This is a genomic window from Bacillus sp. V5-8f, from assembly GCF_002863565.1.
In the GTDB taxonomy this organism is placed as follows: domain Bacteria; phylum Bacillota; class Bacilli; order Bacillales; family DSM-1321; genus Peribacillus.
Window position 1 is genome coordinate 57,631 of sequence record NZ_PGUW01000004.1, and the last position, 23,377, is coordinate 81,007.

The following is a 23,377-nucleotide window of genomic DNA, read 5'->3' on the forward strand; positions in this document are numbered from 1 at the left end:
TTAGCCAGCGGTCCATACAATAGGACCGCTGCTTTTTAATTTGTCAAGATAATTTTTAAAACGTAGCAGAGTAAATTTTACTTGCTTAACATCCTTTGTTGTTTTAAAACACCACCCTGCGTCAAGACTGTGTATGAGGTGGGAAACATGATGAGAAAAAGGATGATGGGGATGGCCTATTTTCTGCTCTTGTTATTGACGGTTTTGGTGGGTAGGCTGGCTCAAATACAACTGGTTGAAACAGAATCCTTCACAAAACATCATATTAATTTAATCGAAGCGAGCGTCAATCAGCGGTCACAGGTACTGAAGTTAGATGATGGCAGAGGGAAATTTTACGACTACAAGGGCATTCCGTTAGTCCATGAAGATATTACGGCCCTCGTCCTTTTTCCTTTCCTAAAAAAAATGGTGTGGCCAGCGGGAAAAGTGGCGGGGATAATCGGGATACCAGAGCAGGAGCTCTTAGCCACAGTGAATTCGGCTGACAAACCGTTTGCATTTGGTGGTAAAGAGCCCTTGGATTTAACAGATACACAAACAGATGCCATAAATAAACTACAAATCCCCGGCGTGTTTGCAGTTAAACAAAAAATATATGATACTGACTTACCGGCCTCACAATTAATCGGTACTACAACGAAATCGGAGCCTGTAAAAAAACGGCTTTATCCTGATAGGGAGTTATCCCCTGAAGTACGCGTCGGCAGTTATGGCCTTCAGAGAACATTTGATGATTTCCTGCTTTCTGAGGGGGATTCGAAACTCGTTTTTCACGTTGATGGCACAGGCGGCCCTCTATTTGGTGTTGACGTAAAGTATGTAGAGCCGGCTAATCCAATGTATCCAGTAAAGATTTACACAACATTGGATAAAAATATACAGGAAGCTGCAGAAAAAATAGTAGATCAGCATCAAATCAAAAAAGGCGGTATTGTGTTAATCGACATCGAAACCAATGAAGTAAGAGCGCTTGTATCGAGGCCGAAAACAAATAGGAATAATCCGAAAGATATCGGCAATAAAAATTTAATGTTGATAAGGGATACACCCGGTTCAATTTTTAAAACGGTCATTGCTGCTGCAGCTATCGACGCAAAAATTGTAAACCGGTCGAGAATGTTCAATTGTAATCTAAAAATAGATGGAAAATCGGATACAGAGCATAATTTTGGTTTTCTGAGTTTCGAGGAAAGTTTTTCAAGAAGCTGTAACCGCACCTTCTCTGAGCTGGCGCAGGAACTATCTACAACCAACCCTGAAATCCTAAATAATTATGCAGCTAAATTAGGGATCAAAGATACATCAGGATGGAGCGGCCAGGTATACCATATTAATCCAATGAACCAATTTGACAGTGAAGAACCCGGAATCGTTTGGCATCCCGAGCATAATTTTAAACATGATAAAAAAATGATTGCTAAAACAGCGATTGGACAGCAGGATGTACAAGTAACACCGTTGGCGGTTGCCAATATGATGGCTACGATCGCACGAGGTGGAGAAAAGAAAATGGTGAAGGCTGTGAGCAGGGTTGAGTTTAATAACGGCACCACTGTCTACGACTTTCCCGATAAAAAACTGCCTGGAGATACGATTTCCCCCTTCACCGCCATGAAGCTTCAGCAGCTATTGCGTGGTGTTGTTGCAATGCCGGGAGGAACCGGGGCCTATTTAAGTAATTTGCCTTATGAAGTAGCTGGGAAATCCGGTACTGCTCAGACTGATACTGACAAAAATCAGTTGAACAAATGGTTTGCAGGTTATTTTCCATACAAGGCTCCGAAGTATGCACTTGTCGCCGTCAGTTTAGATACCGATGACTCCACGCCTGGAATGACTCGGATTTTTGCCGAAATGGTAAAAGAGGTATATGAGATGGAGAAACCTGACACCCAGTATAGGAATATAGAATGAGTTTTATGGACCACTGACAATAGGAGGGATATCGCTTCTATCATCTGATATAACATGGTAGAATGGAAGCTGAAAAGCTATTGATAGGGGGAGAACATATCCATGGCAGCTTCGCGTCTAAACAGAAAAGATAAACAAAGAAAAGTAAATAAATTTTATAATTTTTCCATTGCCGTAGTCTCGCTGCTGATTGTCATTGTCGCGGTGACGATCTTCTTTGGCAACAATAAAGCTCCTAAGTCGGAAACAGCAGCTTCAAACAGCGGATCGGAAAAACAACAAACAGAGCAATCCGGCCAAGAGGAAGCACAAGGCGAAGAAGGCGTACAAGAAGCTTCTAATACTGAAGATGATCAGTCGGTTTCAGCACAGGATGCCGAAGAGGAAGAAAATGTGGGACAGGAGGCCGCCGATTCAGAAGAGGCTGAAGAAGAGGAAGGACCTGCTGAACCGAAGGTTGGAGAGCCTGTTGGCACCACACAAACCGGAGAGCATGTCGCTTCTTTTGAAAAAGGTTCGGCTGATTGGAATGAAATGACACAGGCCATGGCGGCCGGAACTGGACTTGATCCTGCCAATATGACAATTTGGTGGCTGGGGAATGGCGGGGCGCCAAATAAGGCAGTGGGCACGGTCTCGGCAAAAAATGACCCAAAGAAATACAAGGTTTACATGGAATGGGTTGATGGAGAAGGCTGGAAGCCAGTGAGTGTTGAATAAACCGTAGAAGCGAAAAGAGCAAGCCCCTTTTTCAGGCGCTTGCTCTTTCTATCATTTAGCCTTAAAGTGCACCATAGCACTGTAAAACCGTCTCCCTTCTTCTGTCACGTGCATTTGATGGGAAACATGATAGACTTCTAGTAGAATTGCTTTATTTACCTCTATTTGCGACTGGATTTTATCTTCAAGTGCTTTAATGGAATCAGCTTCAAAAAATTCCACTTTATCCTGTATTAGATCTAATTGAAAATTCATCGGTATTCCTCCCAGATAGGTGATACATCTATTTTAGCTTACGTTCCCATGTGTGCAACACAGGATCAGTTATTTCCTGAATGTATACCATCAATTATTTTCGGCATATATGGAAAGTTTGTAAAAACTGGTGGTAAAATAATGTAGCAATAACGGTGCATGCATGTAAGCATAGAAAATATACGAAGAGGTGTATTTGGAATGAAATTAGCGATAATTGGAGCCATGGAAGAAGAAGTGGCCATTCTACGGGGTAAGATAGAAAACATGGGGCAGAGTACGATTGCAGGATGTGAATTCAACACCGGGCGGTTGAACGGAGTGGACGTTATCCTGTTAAAATCAGGAATCGGGAAAGTCAATGCTGCGATGTCTACCACGATTCTTTTGGAAAAATTTAAACCAGATGCGGTCATTAACACAGGTTCAGCCGGCGGTTATCTTCCTTCCTTAAATGTCGGGGATGTCGTGATCTCAACTGAAGTTCGCCATCATGATGTGGATGTTACGGCATTTGGATACGAGTATGGGCAAGTTCCGCAAATGCCGCCAGCATTTTTATCGGATGAGAAACTTCTTAGTGAGGCGCTTAAAGCTGCCAAGGAAATTAATGATATTCAAGTGGTGAAAGGTTTGATTGTTACCGGTGATTCATTCATGAATGATCCCGACAGAGTCGAATTCGTACGAGGGAAGTTCAAGGATTTATACGCGGTAGAGATGGAGGCCGCTGCGATTGCTCAGGTTGCCTATCAATTCAATGTGCCGTTTGTAATTATCCGATCGCTGTCCGATATTGCTGGAAAAGAATCGAATATATCCTTTGATAAATTCCTTGAAACAGCAGCGGAAAATTCCTCTCTGCTCATTTTAAAATTGGTAGAACGTTTAAAATAATTTTTCATGGGTCAGTTTTTCGTCTTTAATGTGCATTAGGGATGGGAAACTGCCCCTTTCCCATTATTTTCAGAGCCTATTCTACAGTCTTCCATGTTAAAATAGTTTGGAAGTTTAGTAGAGGGAGCAGGTGGTTTTTGTGAAGAATGAACAGGCAAGTACGTCACAAATCCATGGTAAAATGGTGGATTTTCAACGCTTTGCAGTGACCCTGCTTTGTGTCAGCGTTTTTTTCTATCTAGGCACTGTCATACCTTCTGAAGGAAAAACTGTGTTTACCACTTATATAATGATGGGAGTTACGGTTCTTTTTTTGGTTGGATCAATCACCTTCTTTATGTTGTCTAGAAAATATAAAAAGATTCTCTTAGATCAAGATGAAGCCCTATAAATATAATTCAGAGCCTGATACCGATTGGTATACAGGCTCTTTTTTGTTCGTTGAATTAATTTCAGATTAGTGAATTCTTGGGAACACTATATGTATTGTAAAATAGGTAAAATAAGGGTTTACAAACTTATTGGCATTGGATATACTTACCAATGTAAGATGAAACTGCAAATGGAGGTCGAGGAAAATGTTGAACACGCTAGTTAAATGTAAACCCGCCTGTAAGAGTGACACAACATTATATCCTTTTCAACACAAATTCGACCTGAACGGTGCAGATTTCATTTGATTGTTTTTTTATTTTAAATGATTATGCAAACCATACTGGCCGCAGGAAGAAATGTGTTCCTGCGGCCTTTTGTGCCCATAGCTGCAGGGGAGCTTTTCTCTTCTGCGGCTTTTTTCTATCCATGAAATGGCTCAAGGTTTGCTTCATTTATTAGGAGGTGAGAAAAATGACTCTAAACTTGCTTTTTTTTACGATTACGTTTAAAAAATTGAAAATGACAGCCGAAGAGTGCATCCATCAGGAGACAATCCAAAAGCTACATGACGAGTATATTGACCGACGACTAGAGCACCGCAATTTCTAAATCGGAATGGGGTGATAAAATGACTTTTAATATGCTATTTTTCACAATCACAATCAAAAAAAGAACCGTGACTGCCGAGGAATATCTGCATCAGGAAAGAATGGAAAAGATTCGTGACGAATATATCGACAAAAGCATGATGTACCGAAATTTCTAATTTATTAGAATGGGGAAAATAACCGAAAGGATGGAGATGTATATGTTAATTTTAATAAAAGGATCAAAGGGCTGCTTATGGGACCAAAAGGATACCGGCTAACTATAGGGTTCTATTGTCAAGCCAGGCTGTGTGAAGTAGCTAATATCCAATGAAAAGTTCACATGTTTGTCAGAGTTTATTAAAGGAATGTTCAAATACTATTCTGATTGAATCACCGAAAACATGATAGATTTAAGCTATAGAAGCGAAAAGGAGTGTTTTCGATGTTTTCGATCGTTATGGTGCTCATTGTCACTACTGTTATCGGTGTTGTTATTGCTACAGAGGTAACAGTTGAAGCGGAATAACTTGAGTATAAATTAGCATGAACCAAACATAGCTTATGCCTGTAAAAAGGTATAGGCTTTTTTCTTACTATTTCCTTATAGTACAGACACAGACATGCCCACGTCCGCATAGGTTGTAAATAGGCAAACGTTCAGAGAAAATAGCGGAGGTGGAGTCATGCCGGACTTATTGACAGCGATCGGATATTTGGCAAAGGAGTTCTACCTATTAGTATCGTTCGTAAAGAATAATGCGTTTCCCCAACCATTGTCCGCAAAAGAAGAACGGAAATACTTACAGCTCATGGCCCAGGGGGATAGCGATGCAAGGAATATGCTGATCGAGCATAACCTGAGGCTGGTCGCCCATATTGTTAAAAAATTCGAAAATACTGGAGAAGACACGGAAGATTTAATATCAATCGGGACGATCGGTTTGATTAAGGCGATCGAAAGCTACTCCGAAGGAAAGGGAACAAAATTGGCCACATACGCAGCACGCTGTATCGAGAATGAAATTCTCATGCATCTCCGCGCTACCAAAAAAACAAAAAAAGATGTTTCCCTCCATGATCCGATCGGACAGGATAAGGAAGGAAATGAAATCTCTTTGATCGATGTGCTTAAATCTGAATCGGAGGACGTTGTTGATACCATTCAATTAAACATGGAAATTGAAAAAGTTAAGGAATTTATCGATATCCTTGATGAAAGGGAAAAGGAAGTAATTATTGGGCGGTTCGGCCTTGATTTAAAAAAGGAAAAAACACAACGTGAGATTGCGAAGCAGCTTGGAATTTCGCGGAGCTATGTATCAAGAATTGAAAAGCGGGCCCTGATGAAGATGTTCCATGAATTCTACCGCGCTGAAAAAGAAAAAAGAAGAGGATAATCGTCAAGCAGCAGCTTTCTATCTAAGGAAGGCTGTTTTTTTTAGGGTAAATAGAATTATAATGATAAAGGGATTATAATGAACCTATTTAACAGGAAAGATCCTAAAACAGTTTACTAAATTCAGTACATAGCTTGAACAGTTTACTAAAAAAGGCTTTTTCCTAAGGACAAAAATCCAGCGCCTATCACTATATTGCTAAATATATATGTGCGTGGTAAAGGATATAGAGGAGTTATTTACATACTGATTTATTAATACAGTCTGCCTAAATATAGAAATGCCCTCTGCAAAAGAAGAGGGCATTTCAGGTGATAAAAGACTAGATTAAAAATTAAACTTTTTTTAGTTTAAATGGACTCACCATTAGGAATGATAATATAATCATGAATGATAAGAAAAAGACTGGGTGCCAATATTCAATTGCCAAAAAGCTTAATGTTGCAAGGCAGCCGGCTACAGTTATTGGCAATCCGGTAAAGTATCCATTATTCTCTGAAATATTGAATTTCGCCAAGCGGAAAGCGCCGCATCCAATATAGAATACAGTGAAGAAGGTTCCTGGTGCTCCGAATTCGTGAAGTATTCCCTGGTAGATTAATAGAGCTGGAGCTACGCCAAATGAAATAATATCACACATGGAATCGAGCTGTTTCCCAAGTTCAGATTCACAGTTAAACTTGCGGGCAACCATGCCGTCAAAACGGTCGGCAAGGGCAGCCAAAAAAATAAGTAATAAGCTCAAATTTAATTCGCTGTTAATGCCGGCGATTATCGCAAATCCCCCAAGGGATAGATTCGAAAGCGTTATAATATTGGCTGTTTGGGATTTCAGCTTTTTTATGGTATGATCCAGCACGTCTAAAAACATCATACTATTTTACCCTCCTCTCGCAGGCTGGATAGCACTGACGGAAGTATTGCTTTATTATATAATAATATTTTATTCGATACATCATATGCAAGGGCTTTAGGAATTATTTTATTTATGGTGGTGAAATGTGTTTGCTTCAGACTTTTTATCGACTCCTTATTGAATTAACGAATGGGCGGATTTCGTCGGCTGCCTTGAAGAAGCTTACCCGCTCTAAGTGGAGCAGGCGTTTAATATCAGGTTATGCAAAAGTGTATAAAATTGATAAAGAAGAAATGGCGGATGACATTCAAAGCTTTAAAACACTCCATGATTTATTTACGCGCAGGCTTAAATCTGGTGCCAGGATGATACATGATGATGAATCAGCGGTTGTAAGCCCGGTAGATGGAGTCCTTGAGGATTATGGTGATATTACTGCTGAAAAAAATATTATTGTAAAAGGGAAGGAATACTCCATTGCAGAAATGTTGGGTGGGGACCATTGTGTAGAGAGGTATACCCTAGGAAAATACTTGGTCTTGTATCTAAGCCCGAGCCATTATCATCGCATCCATGCCCCAGTTACAGGGAAAGTCATCTCCCGCCGGGTGTTGGGGAACAAGTCTTATCCTGTTAATAGGTTGGGCATGAAATATGGCCGCTCCACGCTGTCTAAAAATTACCGGAATATCACGGAGGTCGAGCATGGAGGCATTCATTTGGCGATTGTAAAAGTAGGTGCAATGTTTGTAAATTCCATTATTATTACGGACGAATCGGATGTTCTTTCAAAGGGCCAAGAATTTGCGTACTTCAGTTTTGGTTCCACCGTTGTCCTTTTATTCGAAAAGAGTTCTTTCCAACTTGCCGAGAACAAGCCGATCCCTCATGAGGTGCGTGTCGGTGAAAAAATTGGATATGTAAGAAAAAAATAAAGAAAAGGAGGCTGGCATATGCCAGCCCCACATATAAGCACTAAACGAAGACTTTGATTTTATGAGTCAGGGAACGACGGTGTATTTCAGTCTCTATGAGGCGAATAAAATCGCTGCTTAAATTTAATTTGCATGCTTTAAAATATGACTCAATTAATAGATCATCAGATAATTTATTCAAAACCGCCTCCACCTCCATTTTTTTTACAAAGGGAATACTTGCAAAACTCCGGCATATTTTATGTAAGTTACCTATGATGTAGTACCCTTACTTTACCAAATAAAAACACCTAGAACAATCGTTCTGATATCCACAAGGATTGGTGGATAACTTGTGGTTAACCTGTTTATAACAGGTAGGTATATATATAAATCAGCCTGCATATTGTGCATAAACTTATCCACAAAAAGAAATGTAACTGAATTTGTCGAAAAATTTATTTTTTCTGCCACGCCGGTTTGTACGGTAATATATACAAATAATCTTGTAATTGATATACTTTTTATCTTCCTTTCTTTGAAACAAGACCAAAAGTTCGGTATGATGTAAACGGAATAATGTATGGAAAATATTGAGGTGTAGACATGCTTAAAAAATTCTTGCCGAGCGAACATGTAAAAAGCATTTTTGACATAACGCCGGAGAACCTGAAGAAAAAAGGAATCAAGGGTATTATAACCGATCTTGATAATACACTAGTCGAGTGGGACCGCCCAAATGCAACGCCCCAGCTGATCAAGTGGTTTGATAATATGCGTGATCATGGGATTTTAGTGACGATCGTGTCCAATAATAATGAACAAAGGGTTACAATCTTTTCCGATCCATTGAAAATTCCTTTTATATTCCAGGCGCGTAAGCCTATGGGGAAAGCTTTTAGAAAAGCTATAAGAAACATGGGATTAAAAAGGGAAGAAACTGTCGTCATTGGGGACCAGCTTCTGACTGATGTATTTGGAGGGAACCGAAACGGTTTTCATACCATTTTAGTTGTACCGGTAGCCCGTACAGATGGCTTCATAACCAAGTTCAACAGAATGGTTGAAAGAAGGATTTTAACTTTTTTTAAACAAAAAGGGATGCTTGAATGGGAGGACCCGAATAAATGAGCAGTGAAGAAATCGTATGTGTCGGTTGCGGTGTAAAGGTGCAAACGGAAAATCCCGCCCAATTAGGTTATGCGCCTCCATCAGCGATTGAAAAGGATAGCATCATTTGCCAGCGCTGTTTTAAATTAAAGCATTATAATGAAGTGCAGGATGTATCGCTGACAGATGATGACTTTTTGAAGATATTAAATGAAGTAGGCCAGACCGATTCCCTTATTGTAAAGATCGTCGATATCTTTGATTTTAATGGGAGTTGGCTTCCGGGTCTTCACCGGTTTGTAGGCAACAATGACGTACTTCTAATTGGCAATAAGGCTGATCTGTTACCGAAATCCGTGAAACACCATAAAGTAATTAATTGGATGAAAGAAGCTTCGAGAGAATTAGGGCTCAACCCGATTGACGTTCATTTGGTCAGTGCAGGTAAAGGATATCATGTCCGTGAAGTTGCCGAAGCAATTGATGAATACCGCCAAGGAAAGGATGTCTATGTGGTTGGTTGTACAAATGTTGGAAAATCCACCTTTATCAATCGTCTGATCAAGGAGGTAACGGGAGAGGGAGACATTATTACCACCTCCCATTTTCCGGGAACCACTTTGGACACGATTGAAGTCCCGCTCGATGACGGAAAAGCTTTAATCGATACGCCTGGAATCATCAATCATCACCAGATGGCACACTTTGTGGATAAGCGAGATTTAAAAGTCATCACTCCTAAAAAGGAAATAAAGCCAAAAATTTACCAATTAAATGAACAGCAGACATTGTTTTTTGGTGGACTTGCCAGGTTTGACTATCTTTCAGGTGGAAGAAGATCTTTCACTTGCTATATTTCAAATGAGTTGAATATCCATCGAACGAAGCTTGAGAATGCGGATGAACTATACCAAAACCACGTTGGTGAAATGCTGACGCCGCCGCGGATGGAGCAGCTAGATGAGTTTCCTGAACTGGTTAAACGGGAATTTACAATAAAAGAAGCGAAAACTGACATTGTCTTCTCGGGTCTTGGCTGGGTTACAGTCAATGAAGCAGGGGCTAAGATTGCAGCCCATGTTCCAAAAGGCGTAAATGTCATGATTAGAAAATCGTTAATTTAATGGCAGGGTGAGGAAATGAAAAAGATATACGGGGTAATGGGGGATCCAATAGAACACTCAATGTCACCTGAGATTCATAATGATGCGTTTATCAATCACAACATAAATGCTTGTTATCACCACTTTCATGTGCGGCAAGCTGAGCTGGCTGATGCTGTCAGGGGAATGAAAGCAATCGGAGTGTCAGGTTTCAACGTCACGATCCCCCATAAAGAGGCTATCATCCCACTGCTCGATGAAGTGGATGAGCTTGCGCTAGCAATAGGGGCCGTAAATACAGTTGTGAAAAGAGATGGGAAACTGATTGGATATAATACCGATGGGAATGGTTTTTTACAAGCCTTGAGAGAGCAATATACAGTTTCTATGGCCGGTAAAAAAATCCTCATTGTCGGGGCGGGAGGCGCAGCTAGAGGAATTTATTTTACCCTTGTAAAAGAAGGCGCTGATTCGGTTGATATAGCGAACCGGACCCTGGAAAAAGCAGAAAAGCTGGTAGCTGAATGCCCTTATCCTACAAATTCAAGGACACTTTCCATAACAGAAGCTGAAGAAGGCCTAGGAGATTATGATGTCATCATTCAAACAACAGCGGCTGGTATGAGCCCTCATATCGACGCATCTCCGATAGAAATTACAAACATAAAAAAAGGGGCTTTTGTAAGCGACATTATTTATAACCCGCTGCAAACGAAGTTATTAAAGGAAGCGGAGCGGCACGGTGCTGGCATTCAAAACGGCCTGGGGATGTTTGCCTATCAGGCTGCACTGGCTTTTGAAATTTGGACAGGGATTTTCCCTGATACGAACAGAATGAAAGAGATCGTGCTGAGCAAACTAGGAGGTAACACATGTTAACTGGAAAACAGAAAAGATTTTTACGTTCAAAAGCACACCATCTGAACCCGATCTTTCAGGTCGGCAAAGGTGGGGTCAATGACAACTTGATAAAACAGGTTAACGATGCGCTTGAGGCACGAGAATTGTTAAAGGTAAGCGTCCTGCAGAATTGTGATGAAGACCGGGATACGGTTGCCGATTCACTTTCGAAAGGGGCCAGGGCAGAGTTGGTCCAAATTATTGGAAATACAATTGTTTTATATAAAGAGTCAAGGGAAAATAAACAAATACAGCTCCCATAAGGGGGAAAACACGATGAAACGAATAGGGATTGTCGGAGGTACCTTTGACCCTCCTCATATTGGCCATCTAATTGTGGCCAATGAGGTGCTCGATGCCCTGGAATTAGATGAAATCAGGTTTATGCCAAACCATGTTCCTCCTCACAAGGAAAAAACACTTAATGTTACTGATGAGGATAGGGTCGCAATGCTGTCTTATGCATTAGAGGGGAACGACTTCTTTTTGATTGAAAAGATCGAGATTGAACGGCAGGGAACCTCATATACGTATGAAACGATACAGCTCCTGAGGCAAAGGGAGCCGGAAAATGATTTCCATTTTATTATTGGCGCCGATATGATCGAGTATTTGCCCAGGTGGCATAAAATAGATGAATTAATGAAACTGGTTAAGTTTATCGGAGTGAAAAGGCCAACATATAACGAAAAAACGAATTATCCGATTATGATGGTTGATATTCCGGAGATGTTCATATCATCGTCAGCAATCAGAGATAGAATAAAAAAGGGAAAGACGGTCAAATACCTCCTTCCTGAAAAAGTTATCCAGTATATTGAGGAGAATGATCTATATGCGCCGTGAGGAAGCCCTGCTGTTGGTAAAACAGCAGATAACCGAGCATCGCTACCAGCATACGTTGGGTGTGATGGAAACATCTATCATCCTTGCTGAAAGATTCGGAGCTGATACGGCAAAAGCTGAGTTGGCTGGCATTTTTCACGATTACGCGAAATTTAGGCCAAAGGATGAAATGAAGGAAATCATTATTACACAAAATATGAATCAAGATTTGTTGGGCTATAATTCTGAATTATGGCACGCCCCTGTAGGAGCCTATCTTGTGGAAAAGGAGGTCGGCCTAACTGACCCTGAAGTTTTGGACGCCATCAAGTACCATACTTCTGGCAGGATTGATATGACACTGGTTGATAAATGTGTTTTTTTGGCTGATTATATCGAACCGGGTAGAGCGTTCCCTGGAGTCGAAGAGGTTAGGGAAATAGCTAAAAACGACCTGGATTTGGCAGTTATCTACGCCTTGCGGAACACAATCTTTTTTTAAATGAAAAAAAGCCAGGCAGTATATCCTGATACGTTCCATACTTATAATGACCTGATTTTAAAAAATAAGGAGAAGATGTAATGGATGAAAGAAATTTATTGATTACCGCAGTAAAGGCGGCGGATGATAAAAGAGCGGAAGATATCATTGTATTAAATATGAAAGGTATTTCACTTGTAGCTGATTATTTTTTGATTTGCCACGGAAATTCCGATAAACAGGTACAGGCGATTGCGCGGGAAATGAAGGAAAAAGCAGGAGAACAAGGATATGATATTAAGCGAATGGAAGGCTTTAACGAAGCTAAATGGGTACTGGTTGACCTTGGTAATGTTGTAGCCCATATTTTCCATCGCGATGAAAGAAGCTACTATAACCTCGAACGTTTGTGGGGGGATGCCCCTATTGAAGATGTACAGAGTGAGCTAAGTCAATGACCTATGAGCGTTTTGCCGATGTCTATGATTTTTTAATGAAAGAAGCTCCATATGAGAAATGGGTATACATGCTGCTGTCGAGAATGGACCGGTACCAATCAGAAGGCAGGAAAGGCCTGGATTTGGCCTGTGGTACCGGGGAATTCACTATTGAACTGGCTAAACACGGATTTTCCGTGTCTGGTGTGGATTTATCAGAGGAAATGCTCGCCGTTGCCAGTGCGAAGGCCGTAAAACAAGGGCTCTCCATCCCTTTCTTTAAGCAAAACATGGCGGAGCTAGAGGGTCTTGGTGAAAATGATTTCGTAACCATTTTTTGTGATTCCCTTAATTATATTCGGGAAGAAAAGGACATTCCCCGTACCTTTACCAGAGTTCACGCTCACTTAAAACCGAATGGCCTGTTTATGTTTGATGTCCACTCCATTTATAAGATCGAGCAGATATTTCAACATCACACTTTCGCAGTGAATGATATGGAAGTCAGTTATATCTGGGATTGCTTCCCTGGAGAAGAATCACATAGCGTAGAGCATGATTTAAGCTTTTTTGTACTTGATAAGGAAACCGGGACGTACGACAGATTTGATGAATTGCATTATCAGCGTACATATTCGATTGACCAATATAAAAAGTGGCTGGCGGATTCGGGCTTTGAGATATTGGAAATCCTTTCAGACTTGGAAGAACAGCCTGTACATGAAAAGACTGAAAGAATTTTATTTGTAGCACGTAAAATATAGAAGAACCGTTTTTGGTGATTATGCTCCTGTCTGTCCCGATCGTAAAGGGTAACTCAGCAACAGGTGCATACACACAAAACGGTTCTTTTTTTGTATGAAATTTTCGGGATTAAAGAAGGGATTTACCTGCTGCTTGGCGAATAATAGTATGGAGTTCCATATTGCTCCTCAATTTTTTCCAGCTCATGATGGAATTTTCCATGTGTCGCAAGGAAAAGCTTTTCAAACATATCCCTCACTTCGGCTTCCAACACTTTGATTCCTTCCCCGGTAATCCCTCCTTTCACACATACCTTTTCCTGAAGCGTAGGCAAGGTGTAAACCTCTTTTTTCAAGAGCTCACCGAGACCTATAAGCATTTTTTCCGTTAATAGTATTGCCGTTTGTTCTTCGATATTTGTTGTTTTGCATGCTCCCTCGATAAATACCCGGGCTAAATAGCTGAAGAATGCCGGCCCACAGCTTACAATGTCAGAGGCTACCCTGGTAATATCATTCTCAACTTTTACTGGTATAGAAATCTGCGCTGCCAAGTTAGTTAGAATCGAAACCCATTCAGGCGAACATCTTTCCCCGAAAGTGAGCAAAGAAACCCCCGCCAATGCCCGGTTTGTAATGCTTGGAATCAAACGGGCACAGCTGCATGCAAGCATAGACTCGAGCTGCCTTACTGATATCGGGCTTGTTATGGAAATGACGCATTTAGATATGTTTGTATATGGCTCTATGTCCATAATGATCTTGTGGAAGTCTAAAGGTTTCACACAAACGAAAATAGCCTCGGATTCTTTTGCTACCTTCTCGCCAGAATCCACCACTGATATCTCAGGGTATTTATCTTTAAGAGCGAGTGCTTTCGGAAGCGTCCGATTTGTTATCGTCAAATCGGATGGGTGAAGTGCATCAGCTTCAACCAAAGCCTCAATAAGAATCGTCCCCATATTCCCTGTTCCAATTACACCGACTTTCATAATTCTCCCCCTCTCTAAGCCGGAACTTCTCATAACACAGTATGTCACCGAAGCAAATCTTATGACAGTACGAAAAGTAAAAAACCCAGAGGTGTTATAAATTATGAATACGCCAAGAAAGAAGAAAATAGTAATTCTCAGCTTAGTATGTTTAATCTCGATAGCAGGTTATTTTTTTTATCAGCAATCCCTTCAAGGCATGGACAACGAACCGTTAACTGAAGAGGGAGAAACGGTTTTCACAGCAGGACAAAACGAGCTGGATAAAAGAAGTCATTTTACAGGAACCCCTTCTAAAGAAAAAGAACCAATAGTAATAAAAGTGGATGTAAAAGGGGCTGTCCAAACTCCTGGCGTTTTTGTTGCAGAAGAGGGTGACCGGGTCATAGATGTAGTAGCGAAGGCAGGAAACTTCACCAGCAACGCAGATAAAGATCAGGTAAACCTCGCACAGCTTATAGAGGATGAAATGGTGATATATGTCCCGGAAATTGGTGAAATGTCTGATTCTAAGGTGGTCCCCACACGATTGGAACCATCGGGATCTGCAGCAAATAACGGTACCCAAAATATAAATATCAATACGGCACAAGCATCGGACTTGGAGACCCTGCCAGGGATCGGCCCATCCAAGTCCGCGGCGATTATTGAATACAGAGAGACAAATGGGCCATTTCGAGAGGTGGAGGATTTGAAGAATATAACCGGCATTGGGGACAAGACATTTGAAAAATTAATGGGTTCGATATCCGTTAAATGATGAGGATACAGCTGATGCTACACAAATATATGGGAACAGGGTAGAATGAAAGAGAAATCGGAAGAAATATAAAGGGGATCAGCTTATGGAACGCATCAGTTGGAATCAGTATTTTATGGCCCAGAGCCATTTGCTCGCGCTCAGAAGCACATGCACCCGATTGACTGTAGGGGCAACAATAGTGAGGGATAAAAGGATCATTGCAGGAGGATACAATGGCTCGATAGCAGGTGGGGACCATTGCATTGATAATGGCTGTTATGTGATTGATAATCATTGCGTTAGAACGATCCATGCAGAGATGAATGCCATTTTACAGTGCGCCAAATTTGGGGTGCCTACAGCCGGCGCTGAAATATATGTGACGCACTTCCCTTGTCTTCAATGTTGCAAGTCTATCATTCAGGCAGGGATTAAAAAGGTTTATTACGCAGAAGATTATAAAAATCATCCCTATGCGATCGAGCTTTTCGCCCAAGCTGGTGTTATCACTGAACAAGTGCAGGCTGAGCCTTTGATCATAGATGTAAATGGAAAAGAAAAATATGATTTTGTTCATTCATTGCTCTCACAATTGAAGGAAAGAGGTGCCAGGCAAAATGATTTAGACATTCTCCAGAAACGGGCTGAAGCTTTATTCAGTATGAGAAGCAATTAGACAGGAGGATGTATGGCCGCTCTGCTTTTTATGGCCGTTTCAGCAACCCTTGGTGTAACGGCTTTTTCTTTTTTCGGATGGGAAGTTTTGGTTTGTACCATGCTTTTCTTCTTATTTGTTTTCTATAAAAGCAATATGCGCGGTGTAGTCCTACAGGCGGTGACATTGCTAATCTTCTTAACTGCCGCATTTATTTCAGAACAACTTCGATCTACCTCCTTCATTGGGAACGAAACATCCTTTAATATAATTTTTTCTGATATGCCAGATATAGATGGCAACATGCTAAGAGGAGCGGTACGGTCTGAATCCGGAGAAAAGCTCCAACTTAGGTATACCATACAAAGAGAAGAGGAAAAATTGCTGCTGCAACGGAAAATAGTGCCCGGGCTGTCCTGCGATGTTGAGGGATTTCTTGAAAAACCGGCAAGCAGGAGAAATGAAAATAGCTTTGATTATCACGAATACCTGAAACAGCAGAAAACGTTTTGGATATTAACCACTGAACGCTTCTCGATCTCCGATTGTACCTTTGGTAAGGGGGATATCGTACAGGCCATAAAGAAACTGCGGCAAGTGGGTATAGCTTATGTGGAAAGGAATTTTCCGGAGGATTCCCGGGGGTATGTAGCTGCGCTTCTGTTTGGCGATCAAAGGGATATTGATGAGGAGGAACTTATCGTTTTTCAAAAGTTGGGTCTTGTACATTTGCTCGCGATTTCTGGTCTGCATGTCAGTTTCCTGTCAGGGCTTATCTTCTACTTAGGAATCAGGTTAGGGATCACACGAGAGCGAATCAACGTGTTGATGCTTATCCTGCTGCCCATTTATGTTATTATTTCCGGTGCAAGCCCATCTGTTTGGCGAGCATGCCTTATGGCTATGACATTTTTTGCTCTTGCATACTTTAAAAAAACTGTGTCGACCTTTAAATCGATCATCCTGGTGTATTTGCTGCTCCTTTTCTTTCAGACAAATCTTCTTTTTAATATAGGATTTCAGCTATCTTTTGCTGCAGCATTTTCAATGGTTATGTCTAGCGAGATTATTAGACGGTACAACAGCAAAATCCTGCAACTTTTGTCAGTAAGTCTAATCTGCCAGATGGCCACGCTTCCTATCCTTCTCTATCATTTCTTTGAGGCTACGGTGCTTGGAATACTCATTAATGTTTTGTTTGTTCCTCTTTATGCCTTCCTGCTCCCCTTCTCATTGGTTACCTTTGCCGTACACATTTGTTTTCCATCAGCAGGACAAATACTCCTATCTATCCTTAATATGATTCTTTTATGCAGTAATAAGGTCGCAAGCTTTGCAGGCAGCCTGCCATTAGCTTCATTAGGATTTGGAAAGCCAGCTTTTATCATGATGATACTGATTGCAACAGCGATCATATTAGGGTTTGTATTTTGGGATCTTTCAATCCCGAAAAAAACTGGTTATTGTGTGGCATGGGTTGCGCTGCTGCTTTTTTTACAGTTGAATATCGAAAAGCTCGACTCTACAGGCGAGGTTTCCTTTATCGACGTAGGGCAAGGTGATTCAATATTTATACGACTGCCATTCGATAAAGGAAACTATTTAATCGACACCGGAGGACGTGTCAAGTTTGAACAGGAAGCCTGGGAAAGAAGGAGGGGAAGCTTTAACACAGGAACAGATATTATCTTGCCCTTGCTTAAGAGTAAAAGTATAAGCAGGCTTGATAAATTAATCCTAACCCATCCGGACGCGGATCATATCGGTAGTGTGAAAGAAGTGGCCAGGGGAATTAAGATAAAGGAAATAATTATTGGTAAAGGAACAGAGCAGGAATATATTAAGAATAAATTAGCGGAATATATAAAGGCTTCCAATATACGGGTAAAGATCGTTCAAAGAGGAGATCAATGGAAGGAAGCAGGGTCAACTTTTTATATCTTGAACCCATATGAGGCTGAAGAAGATAAGAATGAAGCTTCAATTGTGGTTTATACACAATTAGGTGGAAAGCGATGGCTATTTACTGGTGACTTAGGGGCCAAAGGGGAAGAAGCAATTATCCAGAGATATCCCGACATTAGAGCAGATATCTTAAAAGTAGGGCATCATGGGAGCAAAACCTCCACTTCAGATCTGCTTTTAGACGTCTTAAAGCCCAAGGCTGCAATCATATCAGCGGGGAAGAATAACCGATACGGTCATCCCCATTCTGAGGTCACCAACTCATTGGAAATGAGGAAAATTGTGATTTACCGAACAGATGAAAAAGGCGGGATTATATACCAATTTAAGGGTAAGCGCGGAACCTTTTCAACTGTATTGCCATAGAATGAAGTATTAGAAAACTCACCGGCGAGCTTTCGTAAAAGCGAAGACAGAGCAGTAGCTGCACTTATGCAGGAGTTCGATTTATCCATTCTTCCTGCCAACTAAAAAGAGACTACTTAATGCAGTCTCAACCGGTATACTTATATGTGGCCATATAAAATATCCTTCATTGTTATGTTACCTTAAACCTTACCTGATGCGTAGTTTTCGGGTATGCCAGTACCTTATGTACCCGGGGTTTGATTAGGAACCGATGTAGTGAATTACGGTAGCAATAATGAACATAGTTGCAAAAAATCCAAAAGAAACAATAAATCCCCATGCAGAATCAATAGCATCGTTACCCTTATATTGTACATTCTTTTCAAAATCGTTCATGTCTACCCCTCCCATTTCACTAATAGTATAAGCGATTACAAAAAAAAAATCTACAGCCCGGTTTTTGAAAAAGTTAAATTATCTGAACATTTCATGCAGAAAAGAAAACGTTTCCTAACATTCCTGAAAGTTGTTCTGGCTACATTGAATTGGGATATCACCGTTATAGACATCTCGACGTCCTAAAGCCGCTATTCACAGGATAAGGGTGGTGACGTTAGCGTTAGTCATAAAACTTGACGGTTTAGCTACGGTCCTTTATTGGCTCTCCTATGTCATTGTCTGGTCCGGTTATACTTATGCAGGATGTACTAGCAGCGAATTATCACAGGACCTGACAAAGGCAATCGATGTTCGTAAAAGTTGCGTCCGCTTTCTTATTTCCTATACTGACAAGAGTTGTCACAAATAGTTTACAATTTGAAAGGCGAAAATAAAGGTACAAAGCAGTACAAATGTTTCAAGGTTCATTTCCAAACTTCCATCCTTTATATGTTAGCTCTCCTACATTGGAGCGGTTGTTAAAAGACATAATAACCGCTGGCAAAGGAAGTATCCCGGGACTTTCTTCTCCAGCGTTCATATAGATCGGGAATTGGCCTCTAAGAAAGGCCGATTCCCATTTATCTTGTCAAAATTAGAAACCACCTATACCATAAGAAGAAGAATACATAAAAAAGAGGCGGTAACGTGGTACTGGAAGTTTGGAAAGACTTGAAACGAAAAAAATTTGCCCCCGTGTACTTGATTTATGGAACGGAAACATTTTTAATCAATGAAACAAAGCAATTATTATTGCAAAATGCTTTGACGGAAGAGGAACTAGATTTTAATTTTTCACAGTTCGACCTGGAGGAAACACCCGTCGAAACTGCACTCGAGGACGTTGAAACCCTGCCATTTATGGGGGAAAGGCGTCTAGTTTTCATGCAAAATCCCTTCTTTTTAACGTCGGAGAAACCAAGGCAAAAGGTTGAGCATGACGTGAAGAAACTGGAGCATTATATCTCAGATCCTGCTCCATATTCTATTCTTGTGCTCACGGCGCCGTATGATAAGCTTGATGAGCGAAAAAAAATCACCAAGGAATTAAAGAGAAAAGCAGTAACGATCGAAGCAAAAAAACTTGGTGAACATGAACTCAAAATATGGATTAGAGAGCGGGCTGCCGCATCAGCTGTCCAAATTGACGAAAATGCAATAGACCTTCTGCTGGACCTTGCTGGGACAAATTTAATGATATTAACTAATGAAATAGATAAGATGGCGCTTTATGTGGATGAAGAAAAGCGTATTGATGCTTACACCGTGGAAACATTAGTAGCAAAGTCGCTAGAGCAAAACGTGTTTACCCTTGTGGAGCATGTACTGCAAAAAAATGTACAAGCGGCTGTCAGTATTTTTCATGAGCTGTTGAGGCAAAATGAGGAGCCAATTAAGATTCTTGGCGTCATAGCGAGTCAGGTAAGGCTTATGTATCAAGTGAAAGAAATGGCAAAACAAGGATACAGCCAGCAAAAAATCGCCACTACCCTGCGTATTCATCCTTACAGGGTAAAGCTGGCTCTTGAAAAAACCGGCAGGTTCCATGAGAGAGAATTGTTAAGAATTATCAACGATCTCGCCGATGCAGATTATAAAATCAAAACTGGTCAGGCAGATAAGGCATTGGCCTTGGAGTTATTAATGCTAAAAATTAACTAAAGGCGAGGGGATATCCCCTCGCTTCCCTGTGTTTTTTTCTGTTAGAAAGAAAAAAACGACCCTATACCGGATCGTTCATTGCCATTCATTAAGCGTTTAATGAATTAAGTTTTTTTGCTAAACGAGATTTTTTACGGGCTGCCGCATTTTTATGGATTAATCCTTTAGATGCAGCCTTGTCTAACTTTTTAGTAGCTGTTAAAAGAGCTTCTGTCGCAGTGTTAACGTCGTTGTTGGCTAATGCAGCTTCAACGTTCCTCACTGAACTACGCATTGTAGACTTTACAGTTGCGTTATGAGCGCGGCTCTCTTCGCTTGTTTTTACGCGTTTGATCGCAGATTTAATGTTTGGCATTCCGTTCACCTCCTACACAAGAAATCGAGACTATATGAACTCGACCTTTCAAATCCTTACTCAAATAGCACAAATGATATTGTATCAGACAGTCCGCTGTAATGCAATACCGGAATAAGATTCTAAAAAGGAAATACTGTTCCCGCACAATGCTTTATCTCGTTACAAGTTATTGTACCAAAAAAGTGACGGTTAAAAAAGAGATATAAGAGAATGTCACAAGAAACTATGGAAAATACTAGATGTATCTTTTAAATTTATGATCCATAGGAGGAAGTCATGAACAAACATCTTGACTTAAGCAAATATGCAGTAAGGACTGATCTCGCTGTTGAGGCCACAGAAATGGCCCTTGCCCAAAAAGGTATTGCCGGGGAAAAAAATATCTCGCAAATTAAGGGAGTTGTTATAAAAGAAAAAGAAGTCGACGGTTTAACCATTTCCCTTGTTGAAATCACTTCAGAAGGGGAAAAGGAGCTAGGAAAAAAACAAGGGAGTTATTTAACGATTGAGGTGCAGGGAATCCGCCAGCAAGATACTGAATTGCAAAATAAAGTGGAAAAGGTATTTGCCGGTGAAATGGCACAGTTTTTAAAAAGGCTCAATATTCCAAAGGATGCAAGCTGCCTTGTCGTCGGCCTTGGAAATTGGAATGTTACGCCTGATGCTTTAGGGCCCGCCGTTGTGGAAAATTTGGTGATTACAAGGCATTTGTTTCAATTGCAGCCGGACTCGGTTGCAGAAGGATTTCGTCCAGTCAGCGGTATTGCACCTGGGGTTATGGGCATCACCGGCATAGAAACAAGTGATATTATCCATGGCGTTATCGAAAAAAGCAAACCGGACTTTGTAATCGCGATCGATGCGCTCGCCGCCAGGTCGATTGAAAGAGTTAACTCGACGATCCAAATATCTGATTCAGGTATTCATCCGGGATCAGGGGTAGGGAATAAACGCAAGGAGCTAAGCAAAGAGACGCTTGGAATTCCTGTGATTGCAGTGGGTATTCCCACCGTTGTAGATGCGGTTTCCATTACAAGCGATACAATTGATTTTATCCTCAAGCATTTTGGCAGTGAAATGCGGGAAGGGGGGCGTCCTTCACATTCGCTGGTGCCGGCCGGATTCAACTTTGGCCGGAAGAAAAAGCTGAAAGACGAAGACATGCCTGGTGTAGAACACCGAAAGACCTTCCTTGGGATAGTCGGCACGCTGCCTGAAGAGGAAAAGCGGCAGCTGATTAACGAGGTCCTATCACCAATCGGCCATAATCTGATGGTAACGCCTAAGGAAGTTGACGTGTTTATCGAAGACATGGCCAACCTGATTGCGGGAGGATTAAACGCAGCCCTTCACTATTCAATAGACCAGGAGAATACAGGTTACTATACCCGGTAAGCCACTATTGGATTTCATCAATCCTTGCACCTTTTCGGTTCTACTCTTTCTATTAAACCCATATGTATTAATAGACGCATATGAAAGGGTGGAAGGATGAAAAGGAACCGGCACGCCGGAATATTTGCAGTAGTTAACGGATCCATGATCATAACAGGTTTTCTATCAATTCTCGCACTGCTTCTCTTAATATTCTCCATTAGCGGGATTCTTACATCTTTAAGGCCCGAATACAGGATCTCCTCTGATTCGGTCCATTCGGTAACAAACCATTTTTCCGGGAAGATGCTTTTTTCTTTAATGGCAAGTGAGAATCACAATTTTTTTCAAGCTATGCCAGAAGGAAAACCTGAAACTGGAATTACGACGCAAATCTTAAAAATGTCGGCGAATATTTCATTGGATGACCCGAGAAGCCTGCTAGGCCGTGAACTTCCTGGATTCTCGATTTTCGACAGTGAGATCTTGTTGGCGGGTGAAGGTACAAATTATACAAACATGCCTATTGAATCATCACCTCCGGAAGAATTAATAACAAAAGGTACAGAGGCGTCGCTCAAAAATGTGGATGGTCTGGAGAATAATGAAAGGCAAGAACCAAAAGCCCCTGCAGTGACTACCAATGGCAGGAAGGTTGTGCAAATCTACCATACTCATAATAGGGAATCATTTTTACCTTATTTGAAAGGCGTTACGAATCCCGATTTAGCGATGCATTCAAAAATAAATATCACCCGGCTTGGAGAAAGGCTTGTCGAGGACTTTCAGGAAAGGGGTATCGGTGCTTCCGTAGACAAGACTGATATAACGGGCAATCTTAAGAAGAGAGGGCTCAGTTACAGTAAATCTTACAAGGAGTCCAGAGCCGTTATCGAAACTGTGATGGCTTCAAATAAGGATGTTGAATATATTATTGATATCCATCGCGATGCTCAGCGCAAAAAAGTAACGACCACACAAATTAATGGAAAAAGCTATGCGAAAATCGTATTCGTAATAGGCGGAAAAAATCCAAATGCTGAAAAAAATTATTCACTAGCAAGCAAGCTCCATAAGGAAATCCAGAAAAAATATCCCGGGCTCTCCAGGGGGATCATTAAATATAATAGTGCACGGAATAACAGCGTCTATAACCAGGATTTAACAGGGAATGCGCTTTTGCTGGAAGTGGGTGGCGTCGATAATACGTTTGAAGAGATGTATTTGAGCGTGGACGCCTTTGCAGATGTGTTCAGCGAATACTATTTTGATGCTAAGGAAGTTGGGAATACTTCTGGTAACGCAGAACCGCAATAGAGCCTT

27 protein-coding genes and 1 pseudogene are annotated in these 23,377 nt (G+C 41.1%); 22 read left to right on the top strand and 6 right to left on the bottom strand.

Going from position 1 to position 23,377, the window contains the following annotated elements; all coding sequences use genetic code 11:
* Positions 1 to 150 precede the first annotated feature (150 nt).
* Both CUU64_RS04185 and CUU64_RS04190 read left to right on the top strand, forming a co-directional pair.
* On the top strand, positions 151 to 1,917 hold the full coding sequence (locus CUU64_RS04185; protein ID WP_308302330.1) for a peptidoglycan D,D-transpeptidase FtsI family protein: 1,767 nt from the start codon (positions 151 to 153) through the stop codon (positions 1,915 to 1,917).
* A gap of 102 nt (positions 1,918 to 2,019) precedes the next feature.
* Positions 2,020 to 2,637, top strand: a complete 618-nt coding sequence (locus CUU64_RS04190; protein WP_101632025.1) for a YrrS family protein — start codon at positions 2,020 to 2,022, stop codon at positions 2,635 to 2,637.
* Positions 2,638 to 2,688: 51 nt separating this feature from the next.
* Here CUU64_RS04190 and CUU64_RS04195 read toward each other — a convergent pair whose 3' ends face one another.
* On the bottom strand, positions 2,689 to 2,892 hold the full coding sequence (locus tag CUU64_RS04195; protein WP_101632026.1) for a DUF2536 family protein: 204 nt from the start codon (positions 2,890 to 2,892) through the stop codon (positions 2,689 to 2,691).
* A 201-nt stretch (positions 2,893 to 3,093) separates the two neighbouring features.
* On the opposite strand from CUU64_RS04195, the gene mtnN reads away from it, so the two are divergent.
* The 5 genes from mtnN to sigK all read left to right on the top strand — a co-directional run bounded on the left by mtnN (position 3,094) and on the right by sigK (position 6,151).
* Positions 3,094 to 3,789: a 5'-methylthioadenosine/S-adenosylhomocysteine nucleosidase gene (gene mtnN, locus CUU64_RS04200; RefSeq protein ID WP_101632027.1), complete on the top strand. Its 696-nt coding sequence runs from the start codon at positions 3,094 to 3,096 to the stop codon at positions 3,787 to 3,789.
* A gap of 139 nt (positions 3,790 to 3,928) precedes the next feature.
* Complete coding sequence (locus CUU64_RS04205) at positions 3,929 to 4,180, top strand: YrhC family protein (protein WP_257985420.1); 252 nt, start codon at positions 3,929 to 3,931, stop codon at positions 4,178 to 4,180.
* Between the two features lie 455 nt (positions 4,181 to 4,635).
* Positions 4,636 to 4,773 carry a YrzI family small protein gene (locus CUU64_RS04210; RefSeq protein WP_101632028.1) on the top strand — a complete coding sequence of 46 codons (138 nt, stop codon included), beginning with the start codon at positions 4,636 to 4,638 and terminating at the stop codon, positions 4,771 to 4,773.
* 19 nt (positions 4,774 to 4,792) lie between these two features.
* A complete protein-coding gene (locus tag CUU64_RS04215) occupies positions 4,793 to 4,930 on the top strand; it encodes a YrzI family small protein (RefSeq protein WP_101632029.1) in 138 nt (45 codons plus the stop codon).
* 507 nt (positions 4,931 to 5,437) lie between these two features.
* The gene (sigK, locus tag CUU64_RS04220) at positions 5,438 to 6,151 is read left to right on the top strand and encodes an RNA polymerase sporulation sigma factor SigK (RefSeq protein WP_101632030.1); all 714 of its coding nucleotides are present in this window, start codon (positions 5,438 to 5,440) and stop codon (positions 6,149 to 6,151) included.
* Between the two features lie 334 nt (positions 6,152 to 6,485).
* On the opposite strand, the gene pssA is transcribed toward sigK, so the two are convergent.
* Positions 6,486 to 7,022 (bottom strand): CDP-diacylglycerol--serine O-phosphatidyltransferase, encoded by a 537-nt coding sequence (gene pssA, locus CUU64_RS04225; protein ID WP_101632916.1) that lies wholly within the window; start codon positions 7,020 to 7,022, stop codon positions 6,486 to 6,488.
* A 134-nt stretch (positions 7,023 to 7,156) separates the two neighbouring features.
* On the opposite strand from pssA, the gene CUU64_RS04230 reads away from it, so the two are divergent.
* Positions 7,157 to 7,942 carry a phosphatidylserine decarboxylase gene (locus CUU64_RS04230; protein ID WP_101632031.1) on the top strand — a complete coding sequence of 262 codons (786 nt, stop codon included), beginning with the start codon at positions 7,157 to 7,159 and terminating at the stop codon, positions 7,940 to 7,942.
* A 40-nt stretch (positions 7,943 to 7,982) separates the two neighbouring features.
* Here CUU64_RS04230 and CUU64_RS04235 read toward each other — a convergent pair whose 3' ends face one another.
* Complete coding sequence (locus CUU64_RS04235; protein ID WP_101632032.1) at positions 7,983 to 8,123, bottom strand: sporulation histidine kinase inhibitor Sda; 141 nt, start codon at positions 8,121 to 8,123, stop codon at positions 7,983 to 7,985.
* A 404-nt stretch (positions 8,124 to 8,527) separates the two neighbouring features.
* On the opposite strand from CUU64_RS04235, the gene CUU64_RS04245 reads away from it, so the two are divergent.
* From CUU64_RS04245 to CUU64_RS04280, 8 genes and pseudogenes are all read left to right on the top strand, one after another.
* Positions 8,528 to 9,052 carry a YqeG family HAD IIIA-type phosphatase gene (locus CUU64_RS04245; RefSeq protein ID WP_101632034.1) on the top strand — a complete coding sequence of 175 codons (525 nt, stop codon included), beginning with the start codon at positions 8,528 to 8,530 and terminating at the stop codon, positions 9,050 to 9,052.
* Positions 9,049 to 10,155 (top strand): ribosome biogenesis GTPase YqeH, encoded by a 1,107-nt coding sequence (gene yqeH / locus CUU64_RS04250; RefSeq protein ID WP_101632035.1) that lies wholly within the window; start codon positions 9,049 to 9,051, stop codon positions 10,153 to 10,155. The genes CUU64_RS04245 and yqeH overlap by 4 nt, the downstream gene beginning before the upstream one ends.
* Positions 10,156 to 10,170: 15 nt before the next feature.
* On the top strand, positions 10,171 to 11,013 hold the full coding sequence (aroE, locus tag CUU64_RS04255; RefSeq protein ID WP_101632036.1) for a shikimate dehydrogenase: 843 nt from the start codon (positions 10,171 to 10,173) through the stop codon (positions 11,011 to 11,013).
* A complete protein-coding gene (gene yhbY, locus CUU64_RS04260) occupies positions 11,007 to 11,297 on the top strand; it encodes a ribosome assembly RNA-binding protein YhbY (protein ID WP_101632037.1) in 291 nt (96 codons plus the stop codon). The genes aroE and yhbY overlap by 7 nt, the downstream gene beginning before the upstream one ends.
* 13 nt (positions 11,298 to 11,310) lie before the next feature.
* Positions 11,311 to 11,880, top strand: coding sequence for a nicotinate-nucleotide adenylyltransferase (locus CUU64_RS04265; protein WP_101632038.1), 570 nt, complete (start codon positions 11,311 to 11,313; stop codon positions 11,878 to 11,880).
* Positions 11,870 to 12,442, top strand: a pseudogene (yqeK, locus tag CUU64_RS04270) (bis(5'-nucleosyl)-tetraphosphatase (symmetrical) YqeK). The gene CUU64_RS04265 and the pseudogene yqeK overlap by 11 nt, the downstream one beginning before the upstream one ends.
* Positions 12,442 to 12,798 carry a ribosome silencing factor gene (rsfS, locus tag CUU64_RS04275; RefSeq protein WP_101632040.1) on the top strand — a complete coding sequence of 119 codons (357 nt, stop codon included), beginning with the start codon at positions 12,442 to 12,444 and terminating at the stop codon, positions 12,796 to 12,798. Before yqeK ends, rsfS begins: the two are co-directional and overlap by 1 nt.
* The gene (locus CUU64_RS04280; protein ID WP_101632041.1) at positions 12,795 to 13,541 is read left to right on the top strand and encodes a class I SAM-dependent DNA methyltransferase; all 747 of its coding nucleotides are present in this window, start codon (positions 12,795 to 12,797) and stop codon (positions 13,539 to 13,541) included. Before rsfS ends, CUU64_RS04280 begins: the two co-directional genes overlap by 4 nt.
* 122 nt (positions 13,542 to 13,663) lie before the next feature.
* Here the strand turns inward: CUU64_RS04280 and comER are convergent, their stop codons facing one another.
* Positions 13,664 to 14,512: a late competence protein ComER gene (gene comER / locus CUU64_RS04285; RefSeq protein WP_101632042.1), complete on the bottom strand. Its 849-nt coding sequence runs from the start codon at positions 14,510 to 14,512 to the stop codon at positions 13,664 to 13,666.
* Positions 14,513 to 14,615: 103 nt separating this feature from the next.
* Between comER and CUU64_RS04290 the strand changes: the two genes are divergently transcribed.
* The 3 genes from CUU64_RS04290 (at position 14,616) to CUU64_RS04300 (ending at position 18,240) form a co-directional block, all read left to right on the top strand.
* Positions 14,616 to 15,272 carry a helix-hairpin-helix domain-containing protein gene (locus tag CUU64_RS04290; RefSeq protein ID WP_101632043.1) on the top strand — a complete coding sequence of 219 codons (657 nt, stop codon included), beginning with the start codon at positions 14,616 to 14,618 and terminating at the stop codon, positions 15,270 to 15,272.
* A gap of 85 nt (positions 15,273 to 15,357) precedes the next feature.
* On the top strand, positions 15,358 to 15,930 hold the full coding sequence (locus tag CUU64_RS04295) for a ComE operon protein 2 (protein ID WP_101632044.1): 573 nt from the start codon (positions 15,358 to 15,360) through the stop codon (positions 15,928 to 15,930).
* A gap of 12 nt (positions 15,931 to 15,942) precedes the next feature.
* Entirely contained in the window at positions 15,943 to 18,240 is a 2,298-nt protein-coding gene (locus CUU64_RS04300) for a DNA internalization-related competence protein ComEC/Rec2 (protein WP_101632045.1), read from the top strand.
* A 243-nt stretch (positions 18,241 to 18,483) separates the two neighbouring features.
* Here the strand turns inward: CUU64_RS04300 and CUU64_RS04305 are convergent, their stop codons facing one another.
* On the bottom strand, positions 18,484 to 18,618 hold the full coding sequence (locus CUU64_RS04305; protein WP_101632046.1) for a YqzM family protein: 135 nt from the start codon (positions 18,616 to 18,618) through the stop codon (positions 18,484 to 18,486).
* 690 nt (positions 18,619 to 19,308) lie between these two features.
* Between CUU64_RS04305 and holA the strand changes: the two genes are divergently transcribed.
* Complete coding sequence (gene holA, locus CUU64_RS04310; protein ID WP_101632047.1) at positions 19,309 to 20,322, top strand: DNA polymerase III subunit delta; 1,014 nt, start codon at positions 19,309 to 19,311, stop codon at positions 20,320 to 20,322.
* Between the two features lie 88 nt (positions 20,323 to 20,410).
* On the opposite strand, the gene rpsT is transcribed toward holA, so the two are convergent.
* A complete protein-coding gene (gene rpsT, locus CUU64_RS04315) occupies positions 20,411 to 20,677 on the bottom strand; it encodes a 30S ribosomal protein S20 (RefSeq protein ID WP_101632048.1) in 267 nt (88 codons plus the stop codon).
* A gap of 279 nt (positions 20,678 to 20,956) precedes the next feature.
* Here rpsT and gpr point away from each other — a divergent pair, with 279 nt between their 5' ends.
* Together gpr and spoIIP are read left to right on the top strand one after the other, a co-directional pair.
* Positions 20,957 to 22,075 carry a GPR endopeptidase gene (gene gpr / locus CUU64_RS04320; RefSeq protein WP_101632049.1) on the top strand — a complete coding sequence of 373 codons (1,119 nt, stop codon included), beginning with the start codon at positions 20,957 to 20,959 and terminating at the stop codon, positions 22,073 to 22,075.
* A 96-nt stretch (positions 22,076 to 22,171) separates the two neighbouring features.
* On the top strand, positions 22,172 to 23,371 hold the full coding sequence (gene spoIIP / locus CUU64_RS04325; RefSeq protein WP_101632050.1) for a stage II sporulation protein P: 1,200 nt from the start codon (positions 22,172 to 22,174) through the stop codon (positions 23,369 to 23,371).
* Positions 23,372 to 23,377 lie beyond the last annotated feature (6 nt).